The sequence below is a fragment of the Sorangium sp. So ce367 genome (assembly GCF_051520455.1).
GTDB lineage: Bacteria > Myxococcota_A > Polyangia > Polyangiales > Polyangiaceae > Sorangium > Sorangium cellulosum_B.
This window is the reverse complement of the sequence record NZ_CP150334.1, coordinates 1,126,601-1,139,574: the sequence shown is the minus strand read 5'-3', so window position 1 is coordinate 1,139,574 and position 12,974 is coordinate 1,126,601. Positions and strand designations below refer to the sequence as shown.

Sequence of the window (12,974 nt, the reverse complement as noted above, 5' to 3'; positions counted from 1 at the left end):
TCACGCCTGGCCGCGCGCCGTGTCGGGGCGCAGGACGTACTGCACGTCGCGCAGCTCCGCGACGAGCGAGCCGCGGTCGTCGACGAACGCGATGTCGGCCTTCGTGCGATCGCGGGCCACGATCTGCCCGCGCACCACCGCGCGCAGCGGGCCGTCGGACGGCCCCTCGGCGAAGGTGTGCAGCGCGCCCACGGACATCGGGAGCGCTGCGCCGCCGAGCACGTGCTGCGTCCACAGCGTCGCGAGCTGCAGCCCGCCGTCGAGCGCCGCCGGATCGGTCTTCCACGGCTGGGCCACCCAGCCGGCCTCGCGGAGGCCCACGACCGTCCCCGCGATCCCGTCGCGGCTCACGCCGTCGAGCTGCCGGATCACCTGGAAGTCGCGGCCGTGGAAGAGCGTGCGGCCGTCGTACAGCTCGCCGCCGGCGGGCCACGGGCCGAGCTCCGGCGCGGCCGGGCCCTTCGGGGCCACGCGCCCCTCGGGATGCTGCATCTGGATGGTCGCCGCGTAGTGCAGCGCCCCCTGCGGCCCGCGCAGCTCCGCCGCGAGCACCGCGCCGTGGCCGTTGCTCACCTCGCGGCAGTCGACGCGGAACACCTCGCCGCCGGACTCGTACGCCGCGAGCTTGATCCCGCGAAGGACCCGCACGTCGCGGAGCTCGGTCACGACGAGATCCGGCCGGCACGCGCGCGCGGCGCGGGCGAACCACTCGAGCGCGATCACCACCGGCACCACGGGCACGCCGTTGATGGCGTGATCGCCGAGGTAGGGGTGCGTCGCGCGGTCCGCGCGGACGGCCAGCGCGACCCGGCCGCCGTGGCCCTGGGCCGCGAGCGCCTTCGGCTCCGCGCCGAGCACGAGCTCGACCGCGCCGGGCGGGGCGCCGCCTTGCCCGCGCGCGCCGCGATCACCCGAGGCGTCGCACAGCTCGTCGAGGAGCATCTTCGCGCCCGCGGCGAGCGGGATGAGCGGCACGCCGAGCTGCGCGAAGTGGGCCTCGAGCGCCGCGTTCACCATGCCGCCCTGCCAGGGGCCCCAGCCGAGCGACTTCACCCGGCAGCCCGGGCGGCGGGCTGCCTCGGCGGCCGCGACCTTGTTCAGGACCTCGTTCGCCATCGCGTAGTCGCACTGCCCCTTGTTGCCGCCGCGCGCGGCGATCGAGCTGAAGAGGACGATCGCCTTGAGCGGGTCGCCCGCGGTCGCGCCGAGCAGGGCCCGGAGGCCGTCGACCTTCGTGCTGAACACGCGATCGAACTGCTCGACCGTCTTCTCGGCGACGAGCTTGTCGGCGAGCACGCCGGCGCCGTGGACGATCGCCGTGACGGGGCCGAGGGCGCCGCGCACGCCGTCGAGCGCCGTGGCCACCGCCCGCGCGTCGTTCACGTCGACAGGGACGTAGAGGGCCTCGCCGCCGGCGGCTCGGATCGCGTCGAGCGTCGCGCGGACCTCGCGGTTCGCGAGGATCTTCGCGACGCTCCGGCCGATCTCCGCCGGGGTCATCCGCTGGCCCGCGGAGGTCGTCGCCTTGATGAGCGCCGCCTTGAGCGCGGCCTCGCCGTCGGCGCCGCGGCAGGCGGCCGGCTCGTCCTCGAGCGCGGTGCGGCCGAGCAGCGCGAACCGCGCGTGGCTGGCCCTGGCGAGCGCGATCAGCGTCGCCGCGGTGACGCCGCGGGCGCCGCCGCTCGCCACGACCACGTCGGATGGCACGAGGGGGAGCGGCCCGGGCTGCGCGTCCTGCCGGACGCTGCGCGGGGTGGTGCGCCGGCCGTCCGCGCGCAGGCCGATCTCGAGCTCGACGCCGCCGGACAGGAGCTCCGAGGTGATGGCCTCCGCGAGCTCGCCGTCGGAGCGGCCGGCGCGCTCGAGGTCGATCGCGCGGCAGGACGCCTCGGGCCACTCCAGCGCCGCGGTCTTCACGAGGCCTGGCAGCCCGCCGACCCAGGCTCGGTCCGAGCCCGCGAGGCCGAAGTCGCCGCCGGTGTCCTGGACCGTGACGAAGAGGGCCGGCTTCGCCGCGATCGCCTGGGCGGCGAAGAACGCCTCGCGGTGGACGGCGAGCGCCTCGTCGGCCGTGGCCAGCTCGCGCAGGCCGCCGAGGAACACGGCGCCGCGCGCGCCGCGGGGCACGGCGGGGGCGTACTCGGCGGCGATCCCGCGCGCCGCGAGGGCCGCGACGAGCGCGGGGCCGATCGCGTCGTGGCCGGTGACCACGAGGGTGCCTGCGTCGAAGAGGCCGGGCATCGCGAGGCCGGCGGCGGGCGCAGGCTCCTCGACGAGCGTCCACCGGCCGAGGGGCGCGGAGGCCGGCTCCTCGGCGGGCTCCGCCGGGGCAGCGCCGGCGGTGGCAGCGGCGGGACCGAGGCTCGCGCGGAGGTGGTCGACGACCTGCCCCAGCGTGCGCAGCTGCGCCAGCGCCGAGGCGTCGACCTCCGCCAGCCCCGGCGTCCGATCGCGGACCGCCGACAGGATCTCCACCCGCTTGATGCTGTCGATGCCGAGATCGCTCTCCAGCTCCATCTGCAGCCCCAGCATCTCCGCCGGGTAGCCCGTCGTCTCCGCGACGACCGCCATCACCACACGCTCCACCTCGGCCGCCGCGAGCGCCGCGCCGGACGCGACGGCAGGCGCCGCGACGGCAGACGCCTTCGTCGCGGGCGCGGCGGTAGCCGGACCGGCGCTGGCGGCCGGCCCGGCGCTGGCGGCCGGCCCGGCGGCCGGCAGCGAGGCACGGAGGTGATCGACGACCTGCCCCAGCGTGCGCAGCTGCGCCAGCGCCGAGGCGTCGACCTCCGCGAGCCCCGGCGTCCGATCGCGGACCGCCGACAGGATCTCCACCCGCTTGATGCTGTCGATGCCGAGGTCGCTCTCCAGCTCCATCTGCAGCCCCAGCATCTCCGCCGGGTAGCCCGTCGTCTCCGCGACGACCGCCATCACCACACGCTCCACCTCGGCCGCCGCGGGCGCCAGGCCGGACGCGACGGCAGGCACCGCAGCGGCAGAGGCCTTCACGACGGACGCGGCGCCAGCCGGACTGGCGCTGGCGGCCGGGAGCGAGGCGCGAAGGTGGTCGACGACCTGCCCCAGCGTGCGTAGCTGCGCCAGCGCCGACGCGTCGACCTCCGCCAGCCCCGGCGTCCGATCGCGGACCGCCGACAGGATCTCCACCCGCTTGATGCTGTCGATGCCGAGGTCGCTCTCCAGCTCCATCTGCAGCCCCAGCATCTCCGCCGGGTAGCCCGTCGTCTCCGCGACGACCGCCATCACCACACGCTCCACCTCGGCCGCTCCAGGCGCTGCGCCGGACGCGACGGCGGGCGTGGTGGCAGCGGGCGTAGCGACAGCCGGGCTGCCGCTGGCGGCCGGCCCAGCGGCCGGAAGCGAGGCGCGGAGGTGGTCGACGACCTGCCCCAGCGTGCGCAGCTGCGCCAGCGCCGAGGCATCGACCTCCGACAGCCCGGGCGTGCGGTCGCGGACCGCCGACAGGATCTCCACCCGCTTGATGCTGTCGATGCCGAGATCGCTCTCCAGCTCCATCTGCAGCCCGAGCATCTCCGCCGGGTAGCCCGTCGTCTCCGCGACGACCGCCATCACCACACGCTCCACCTCGGCCGCCGCGGGCGCCGCGCCGGACGCGACTGCAGGCGCCGCGACGGCAGGCGCCTTCGCGGCGGGCGCGACGGCAGCCGGACTGGCGCTGGCGGCCGGCCCGGCGGCCGGCAGCGAGGCGCGGAGGTGGTCGACGACCTGCCCCAGCGTGCGCAGCTGCGCCAGCGCCGACGCGTCGACCTCCGACAGCCCCGGCGTCCGGTCACGGACCGAGGACAGGATCTCCACCCGCTTGATGCTGTCGATGCCGAGATCGCTCTCCAGCTCCATCTGCAGCCCGAGCATGGAGACGGGGTATCCCGTCTTGTCCGCGACCACCTCGAGGACCAACCGCTCGATATCGACACGCGGCGCAGCGGCGACCGCCGCCTGCGTTGCCGCGGCGGCCGCGGGCGCGGCGACGGCCTTGGACACTGCCACCGCCGGCGCCGCGGCTGCGGCCTTCACAGCCGCAGCAGGCGCCGCGGTGGCCGCCTTTGCTGTCACGGCGGGCGCTGCGACTGCCACCTTCGCCGTCACGGCAGGCGCCGCCTGCGCCGGCAGCGTGACAGCCGTATGGAGCTCCCCGCCTGCGCCGTTCAGGCCGTCCAGGGCCACGCTGCTCCTGCCCTCGCTGGAGCGCGCGGTCGGCGCCGCTGCAGGCCGTACGGACGCCTCCGAGACAGGCCCCACATGCACCGGAGCGAGGAGAACCGGCGCAGGCCGTACCTCGGATACCGTCGTCGGAGCGACCGGGTACGAAGCGCCGGTCGCCAGCGCGGCGAGCCCTGCAAAGGACGCCTCGGCGGCCTGGAGGAAGGCGATGTGGCTCTCGGCCATCGTGCGCTGGTACACGCTGTGGGCGTCCGCCGTGGCGCGCTGCGCCTCCTGGTACGCGGCCAGCCACGACGCGCTAGCCGCCGGCCGCGACGCGCTCACCACAGCCGTCGACGCGCTCACTGTCGGCCGCGGCGCGCTCACCACAGGCGCCGACGCGCTCGCCACCACAGACGCGCTCACCGCCGGCTGCGACGCACTCACGAGCGGCCGCGGCGCGCTCACCACAGGCGCCGACGCGCTCACCACAGGCGCCGACGCGCTCACCACCGGCTGCGACGCGCTCACCACCGCCCGCGGCGCGCTCACTGCCGGCGCCGACGCGCTCACTGCCGGCGCCGACGCGCTCACTGCCGGCGCCGACGCGCTCGCCACCGGCCGCGGCGCGCTCGCCACCGGCCGCGCCGCCTCCGGCGCCGGCTTCTGCGCCGCCCGCGGCGGGCTCGCCGCCGGCAGCGCCTTCGCGCCCCCCTGCGGCGGGTACGGCTTCCCGTAGTTGCTGCCGTTGATCTGCAGCGCCAGCTTCGGCTTCGGCAGCGCCCGCGGATCGCTCGGCGCCGCGAAGCCTTCCCACAGGACCCGCGCGTCCACCGGCACCCCGGCCACGGCGAGCCGCGCCACCGCCTCGAGCAGGCTCGTCACGCCGTGTTTGCCCTTGCGGTCGAGCGCCACCGCCCGGTGCGGCCGGCCGCTCAGGATGTCGCCGACCAGGTTCGTCAGCACCGAGCCCGGCCCGACCTCGACGAACGTGCGCACGCCGTCCGCGTACATCCGCTCGATCTCCTCCACGAACCGCACCGGCTCCGCGAGCTGCCGCGCCAGCCGGTCGCGCGCCGCGTCGCCGCCGCCCGCGTACGGCTCGATCTCCGCGTTGCTGTACACGGGCGCCGCCGGCGTCTCGACCGCGATGCTCGCAAGGAACTCGCGGAGCGGCGCGCTGGCCTCCGCCACGAGCGGCGAGTGGAACGCCGCGGCCACGTCGAGGCGCCGCGCCTGGATCCCGGCGCCCTTCAGCCGCTCCTCCGCGGCCTCGATCGCCGCGACCGAGCCCGACAGCACCACCTGCTTCGGGCCGTTGTGGTTCGCGATCACCACGCCGCCGAGGCCGAGCGCACGCACCTCGTCGATCCCCCGCGGGACCGCGATCATCGCGCCCCGCTCCGACGACGCCGCGCCCATCAGCTCACCGCGCCGCCGCGCCACGCGCAGCAGGTCCGCCGCGGACAGCGCGCCGGCCGCGTGCAGCGCCGTGATCTCGCCGAAGCTGTGGCCCGCGAACGCCTCGGCCCGCACCCCGAGCGCCGCGAGCAGCGCGAGGTGCGCGAGGCTCGTCGCGCCGATCGCCGGCTGCGCCCAGCGCGTCTCGCGGAGCCGCGCCTCCTGCGCCGCCCGGTCCTCGTCCGAGAACACCGGCCGCGGGAACACCACCTCGTGCAGCGGCGCGTCCGCGATCGCGACGCCCGCCGCCGCGTCCCAGGCCGCGCGGGCCGGGTCGAACGTCATGAGCGCGTCCGCGCCCATCCCGACGTACTGGCTCCCCTGCCCCGGGAACAGGAACGCCACCCGCCCCGGCGCCTCCCCGGTCGCGCAGTGCACGAGCGGCGCCGACAGCGCCTGCTCCGGCCTCGCCTCGAGGTGCGCCGCGACCTGCTCGAGCTTCTTCCTGAGATCCGCCTCGTCCGTCGCGCACAGCCCGAGCCGCGCCGGCCTCGACGCGTCGAACGAGAGCACCGACTCCCGCGCCAGGAAGCGCAGGATCTCGGGCACCTCCGCCTCCTTCGCCAGCGCCCGCGCGCGATCCGCGAGCGCCGCCGGCGTGTCCGCCGACAGGAGGAAGAGCTCCGCCGGCAAGGCCCGCACCCGCCACGCCTTCGGCGCCGGGCCCGTGTACTCCTCCAGCGCCACGTGGAAGTTCGAGCCGCCGAAGCCGAACGAGCTCACCGACGCCCGCCGCGGGTGGTCCCCCGGCCGGATCCACGGCCGCGCCTGGGTGTTCAGATAGAAAGCAGTCTTTTCTATCTCGAGCTTGGGGTTCGGCTTGTCGACCTTGATGGTCGGCGGCAGCACCTTGTGGTGCAGCGCCATGATCGCCTTGAACAGGCCGGCCGCGCCCGCCGCCGCCTTGGTGTGGCCGATCTGCGACTTCACGCTGCCGAGCGCGCACCACTGGCGGTCTTCGCGCCCCGACTCGTCGAACATCACCCGCAGGCCCTCGAACTCGGCCGCGTCGCCGGCCTTCGTCCCGGTGCCGTGCGCCTCCATCAGCTCCACGGTCTCGGGGCCGTACCCGGCGGCGGCGTACGTCCGGCGGAGCGCCTTCGCCTGCCCTTCCGGCACCGGCGCGTACACGCTCTTGCTCCGCCCGTCCGACGAGGAGCCGATCCCGCGGATCACCGCGTAGACCCGGTCCCCGTCGCGCTCGGCGTCGCCGAGCCGCTTGAGCGCCACCATCGCGATGCCCTCGCCGAGCAGCGTGCCGTCGGCCTTGTCGGAGAACGGCCGGCAATCGCCCGACTTCGACAGCGCGGGCGTCTTGCTGAAGCACATGTACATGAAGGCGTCGTTCATCGTGTCGCAGCCGCCCGCGATCACGAGATCCGACTGGCCGAGCGCCAGCTCGTTGATGGCCATGGACATCGCCGACAGCGACGACGCGCACGCCGCGTCGGTCACGCAGTTCGTCCCGCCGAGGTCGAGCCGGTTCGCGATGCGCCCGGCCACCACGTTCCCGAGCAGGCCCGGAAAGCTCGACTCCTGCCATGGCACGTAGTTGCCAGCGATCTTGTCGCAGGCGCGCTTCACCTCGTCCTCCGGATACCCGAGATCCCGGAGCGCCTTCGCCCACACCGGCCGCTGGATCCGGCTCACCATCGAGGCGAGCAGCTCCTGCGCGGAGGTGACGCCGAGGATCACGCTCATCCGCTCGCGGCTCATCGACTCGAACTGCCCCTGCGCCGCGTCCTCCAGGACCCGCTTCGCCACGATCAGCGCGAGCAGCTGCGTCGTGTCCGTCGCCGGGACGATCGACGGCGGGACGCCCCACTCGAGCGGATCGAACGGCACATTCTTGAGAAAGGCGCCGCGCTTCGCATACGTCTTGTCCGGGGCGGACGGGTCGGGATCGTAGTAGTCCTCGACCAGCCAGTGGGTGCTCGGGACATCCGTGATAAGGTCTGTCCCGGACAGGATATCGCGCCAGAAGCCGTGCGCGTCGACCGAGCCGGGGAAGATGGCGCTCACGCCGACGACGGCGATGTGCGGGATACGCGAAGACGAAGGGTGCATGAGGACCTCGGCAGGTGGTCAGGCGCTCAGGCGAGCGGGCGAGGAGTGAAGTGGAATGCGGCGCTCGGCACGGGGACGCCGTACGTCCGGAGCTGCTGCGCGCGCGTGACGACGGCCGCGCCCTCGAGCAGGTTGCGCGCGACCTGGACGGCGGTGCGGCTTGCCGGGTCCTCGAGGAACGACCCCTTGACCCAGCGGTTGAACGCGCCCATGGCCGGGCCGCACCAGATCTGGTAATCGGCGCGGCGCTTCGGGTCCCCGGCGATCGCCCACTTGCTGGACATGCCGAGATACCAGCGGAAGATCAGCGCCATCTTGTGCTTCGGCTCGCGCGCGGCGCGCTCGAGCTCGGCCGGGTCGCGCTCGGCGAAGAACCGCTCGCAGCCCGCCCACACCTCGTCGCACGACATCTGGAACAGCTCCCTCTCGATGCGCGCACGCACGTCGCTGGGCAGCGACTCGATGGAGTCGTGGGCGACGTAGAGGTCGTAGAGCCGCTGCGCACGGACACCGAACATCGTGCCGCGCTTGAGCACCTGGACCTGCACGCCGAGCTCGAACATGTCGGCGGCCGGCGTCATCACCACGTCCGGGAGATCGGCCTGGGCCAGCATCTTCTTGCCCTCGTCGGACAGGCCCGACTCGATGCACGACTGGTTGACCGAGCCCGTGAGCACGTACGCCGCCCCGAGCGCGAACGCGGCGGCGATCGACTCCGGCGTGGAGAGGCCGCCGGCGGCGCCGACGCGGATCGGCCGGTGATACCCGTACTTCGCCGCGAGCTCGTCGCGGACGCCGAGGATCACCGGGAACAGCGCGACGAGGGGTTGGTTGTCGGTGTGACCGCCGGAGTCCGCTTCCACGGTGATGTCCTCGGCGACCGGGAGGCTCCGCGCGAGCTCCGCCTCGTCGCGGGTGAGCCACCCGTTGCGAACGCAGGTATCGAGGATCTCGGCCGGCGCAGGCGACAGGAAGCGCGCGGCGACCTCCGGGCGCGAGATCTTCGCGAACAGGTGGTTCTTCCGGTCGACGCGGCCGTCGGGCAAGCGCTTGACGCCGCTGTAGGCGAACCGCACGACCATCGGGTTCAGGCCCATGTAGGCGGCCGCCTCGGCGCGCCGGACTCCCCTCTTCAGGTAGAGCTCCACCGTGTCGCTCTCCAGCCTGGGCTGGTTCGGAGCGTGGATGAGGTTGCAGCCCCAGGTAGGGCCGTCCGTCCCGAGCGCCGCGGAGATCTCGTCGATCGCCTGCTCGATCCGGTGAAGCCCGAGGCCTGCGGCGCCGAAGAACCCCATCATGCCTGCGTTGGCCATCGCGATCGTGAGCCGCGTGGTGTGGATGCCGTTCGCCATCGCGCCGGCCACGTACGGGAAGCGCAGGCCGTGGACCTCGACGAAGGAGCGGTCTCCGAGCCACTCCGGGTACAGGGCGGGCAGCGTTCCGAGCAGCGGGAACGTCGGGACCCCGTTGACCTGATCCTCGCGGAGGACAGCGCCGCCCCGGGACACGCCGACGCGCCCATCCGGCGTCTCACGCACCACGTGCACCGGCTCTCGCACGCAGGAGACGGCCTCCCGCAGATCGGTCGATGTGAACGCGGGGAGCCAGGGCCCGCTGCGCCAGATGCCGATCGGCTGGAGGCCGGCGCTGCGGATGACCTGCGGATCCTCAATCATGCTGAGCTGCCTCCTAATGACAAGCACGGCCTCTATAACACCCGTCGTGAGCGGCCCGCGGTAATGGTTCGGTCACGGCGCAACGGCGGGACGGACCCCTTCACCAGGCGATGAAAGCGCTTTCCCTCGGCTCCTGCGGGCCTGACGCGCCCCGTGACGCACCGCGCCTTTGTTTCGGGTCTGTCACACGCGCCGCAGCGCGGCGCTCACCGCACCGGCGACGGGCCCGTCGCTCTATAGCGAATACCCACCATCGCTGACGAGGAGCGCGCCAGTCATGGTGGCAGAGGCGTCGGAGAGCAGGAACGCGATGAGCCCGGCGATCTCGTCGGCGCTCGCGTAGCGGCCCAGGGGCGTCGACATCGCCGCCATCTGATCGAACGCGGCGCGCTCGCTGCCGGCCGTCGTGACGAGCGCCTGGAAGAAGGGCGCCTGGGCCCAGATCGGCGTCTCGACGCCGCCAGGCAGGACGCCGTTCACCCGGATCTTGTCGCGCGCCCCCTCCTTCGCCGCGACGCGGACCAGCTGCGCCGCGCCGGCCTTGGATGCCCCATAAGCACCGATCCCCGGCTCGGCCTTGACCGCCGCGACCGAGGAGACGACGACAGCCGTCCCGCCACGACCGGTCTTCCTGAGCAGACGAAGGGATGAGCGCGACTCCCTCCACCATGGGCGTACCTCCTCTCCTGTAGCACGGCGGAGCCGCCGCGCGCAGGCGCAGGTGCAGAGCTGGTGGGGTTCAGGGCCAGTGGGACGAGGCCTGCGACGCGCAGGCCAGCGCCGCCGGGAGAGCTCGACGGGACCGACACCAGGCGCTACCACAGCGCCCAGCGGCGAGGTGAGCGGCAGATGCGACGCGCCAGCCTGCTCGGGCGTCATTTTACACGACCGCCCGCGCTCGACCGCGGCGTCCCGGTGCTGAGCAGGTTTGATGTCGCCCGCGCTCGCCTTATGCTCCTGTGACGATACGACGATGAGACGTCTCTACCGCCTCTCTGCCAAGATCAGCAGGCTCCTCACGGCCCGTCGGACGCGCGAAGCACGCGCGCAGACGCCCCGTGTGGCGCCGCCGGACGAGGCCCCGACTGGCAACGCCGCCCAGGAATGGACGCCGGCGCCCGTCGAGCAGCAGCAGGCGGTGCTCAAGTACGTCATCGCCAACGTCCCCCACGCCATCTTCTGGAAAGACCGTCATGGACGGTTTCTCGGGGGAAATCAGAACTTCCTCAACGACACCAACACGAAGGTGCTGGAGAACCTCGTCGGCAAGACCGATTACGACGTGTGGGGCAGCAAGAACGCGGAGTGCTTCGTGCGCATCGACCGGGAGGTCATGGAGGGCGGCACCCCGATGCTCGACGTCGAGGAGCCGCTGCTCCGCCCGGACGGCGAGCAGCGGTTCCTGCTCACCAGCAAGGTGCCCATCCGCGACGAACGGGGCGATGTGACGGGGATCCTCGGGATCTACGCGGACATCACCGAGCGCAAACGGATGGAGATCGAGCTCCAGAAGGCGAAGGAGGCGGCGGACGCCGCGGCGTGCGCCAAGGGAGAGTTCCTCACGGTGATGAGCCACGAGCTCCGGACGCCGCTCTCCCTCATCCTCGGACCGCTCGAGTCGCTCCTGTCCAGCCGGGACGAACCGCTCTCACCGCGGGTACGTGGGGACCTCGAGCTCATCCAGCGCAGCGGGCGGCGGCTCCGCCGGCTGGTCGACGATGTCCTCGATCACCAGAAGATCGAGGCCGGCAAGATGCAGATCGACTGGGAGGCCGTCGACGTCGGAGAGCTCGTCTCGGACATGGTGGAGGAGGCTCGCCCGGCGGCGGCGCGCGGCGGGCTCGATCTCTCGATTCACGTGGATCCCGAGCTGCGGAGGGTCCCCGCCGATCGGCGCAAGCTCGAGAAGATCGCGCTCAACCTGCTGGGCAACGCGCTGAAGTTCACCCCGCCTGGCGGGCGCGTCACCGTCGACCTGCGGGCGCTCGATGGTCTGTTCGAGCTCTCGGTCGAGGACACCGGCCCTGGCATCCCGGCGGACAGGAGACACCTGCTCTTTCAACGGTTTCAGCAGATCGACGCCTCGGCGACGCGAAAGCACGAGGGGACGGGGATCGGGCTGTCGCTGGCCAAGGAGCTCACGGAGCTCATGGGCGGCACGGTCGGCGTGGAGAGCGAGCCCGGGGTCGGCTCTCGCTTCTTCGTGCGGCTCCCGCGCGCCGCGGATTTCCTGGCAGTGCGGCGGGCGACCGCCGCGCCCGAGCCGCCGCGATCGCTCAACGGCGCGGGCACCTACGAGCCTCCCCCGTCGTCGGTCAACCTCCGCGGCTTCGAGGTGCCTCCGCCGCCCGCCGCAGGCGCGCCCCGCGCCGGCGGCCGCGCGGAGGGGCCGCGCGTGCTCGTCGTGGAAGACAACCCCGACATGAGATCGTACCTGGCGGACATCCTGTCGGCCGGACACGAGATCGTCCTGGCGACGAACGGCCGGGAAGCGCTCGAGTCGATCGCGGCGAAGCGGCCAGATGTCATCGTCTCGGACGTGATGATGCCGGAGATGGACGGATTCGAGCTGGTCCGGCGGCTCAAGGGGGATCCCGCGCTCCGGGACATCCCTGTCCTCCTCTTGACGGCCAGGGCGAGCGGCGCGGAGGCCGTGGGGGGGCTCGACGTCGGCGCCGACGAATACATGAGCAAGCCGTTCGACCCCCTTGAGCTCAGGGCGCGAGTCCGCGCCGCCGAGCGGCTGCACCGCGCCTATCTGGAGCTCGCGGCGAAGAACGGCGAGCTCGCGGCGGCGCTGGAGCGGCTCTCGGAGACGCAGCAGGAGCTGCTCCAGGCGGGCAAGATGGCGGCGATAGGGACGCTGGTGGCGGGGCTGTCGCACGAGATGAACAACCCGGTGTCGGCCATCCTGATGAACGCCCAGCTGCTGCTCAGGCGGCACCGGAAGGGGCACGGCCTGCCCGACGAGGCCTCGCTCCTGAAGGCGCTCAGCACCATCGAGCGGCAGGCGATCCGGTGCTCGGATCTCGTCACGGCGCTGCTCGAGTACGCGCGCGGCAAGCCGATCGGCCGGGAGCCGTGCGACGTGCGCGCGGCGCTCCGCCGCGCGGTCGACCTGTCCGCGCCGCGGGCGCGCGAGCGCAGGGTCCACCTCGAGACGGACGGCGCCTCATCGGCGCTGCCCGAGGTGCTCGTCAACGCATCGCAGCTCGAGTCGGCCTTGCTCAACGTGATAGGCAATGCGCTCGACGCCAGCCCGCACGGCAGCGCCGTCGTGGTCGAGGCTCGCCCGCTGCCCCGCGGGGACATCCACGGCGTGGAGATCGACGTGCACGACCACGGCTGCGGCATCCGCGCCGAGGACCTGAGCCGAATCTTCGAGCCGTTCTTCACGACGAAGCCGCCCGGGCAAGGGACCGGGCTCGGGCTGTCGCTGACGCACCGGTTCATCGAGGAGCACCAGGGCAGCATCCGTATCGAGAGCGCGCCGGGCGAGGGCACGACGGTGCGCATGTGGCTGCCCGCGCGGCAAACGGAAGGGGCGGAGTGAGGCGAGGGAGCGGGGCATCGCGACCACGCCGGCCACGC

Annotated in this window: 4 protein-coding genes; 1 reads left to right on the top strand and 3 read right to left on the bottom strand. The window is 73.3% G+C overall.

The features are described 5' to 3' along the window. The 3 genes from WME97_RS04285 to WME97_RS04275 form a co-directional block, all read right to left on the bottom strand. Complete coding sequence (locus tag WME97_RS04285; RefSeq protein ID WP_437549687.1) at positions 1–7,707, bottom strand: SDR family NAD(P)-dependent oxidoreductase; 7,707 nt, start codon at positions 7,705–7,707, stop codon at positions 1–3. A gap of 26 nt (positions 7,708–7,733) precedes the next feature. Next, the gene (locus tag WME97_RS04280) at positions 7,734–9,383 is read right to left on the bottom strand and encodes a PfaD family polyunsaturated fatty acid/polyketide biosynthesis protein (RefSeq protein WP_437549686.1); all 1,650 of its coding nucleotides are present in this window, start codon (positions 9,381–9,383) and stop codon (positions 7,734–7,736) included. 234 nt (positions 9,384–9,617) lie between these two features. Further along, entirely contained in the window at positions 9,618–10,262 is a 645-nt protein-coding gene (locus WME97_RS04275) for an SDR family oxidoreductase (RefSeq protein ID WP_437549685.1), read from the bottom strand. A gap of 94 nt (positions 10,263–10,356) precedes the next feature. Here WME97_RS04275 and WME97_RS04270 point away from each other — a divergent pair, with 94 nt between their 5' ends. Then, the gene (locus tag WME97_RS04270) at positions 10,357–12,936 is read left to right on the top strand and encodes an ATP-binding protein (RefSeq protein WP_437549684.1); all 2,580 of its coding nucleotides are present in this window, start codon (positions 10,357–10,359) and stop codon (positions 12,934–12,936) included. Positions 12,937–12,974 lie beyond the last annotated feature (38 nt).

Excerpts from the sequence above, each read along its gene's own strand:
- WME97_RS04285 (WP_437549687.1), bottom strand. The coding sequence starts at position 7,707 with ATGCACCCTTCGTCTTCGCGTATCCCGCACATCGCCGTCGTCGGCGTG.
- WME97_RS04280 (WP_437549686.1), bottom strand. The coding sequence starts at position 9,383 with ATGATTGAGGATCCGCAGGTCATCCGCAGCGCCGGCCTCCAGCCGATC.
- WME97_RS04275 (WP_437549685.1), bottom strand. The coding sequence starts at position 10,262 with ATGACGCCCGAGCAGGCTGGCGCGTCGCATCTGCCGCTCACCTCGCCG.
- WME97_RS04270 (WP_437549684.1), top strand. The coding sequence starts at position 10,357 with ATGAGACGTCTCTACCGCCTCTCTGCCAAGATCAGCAGGCTCCTCACG.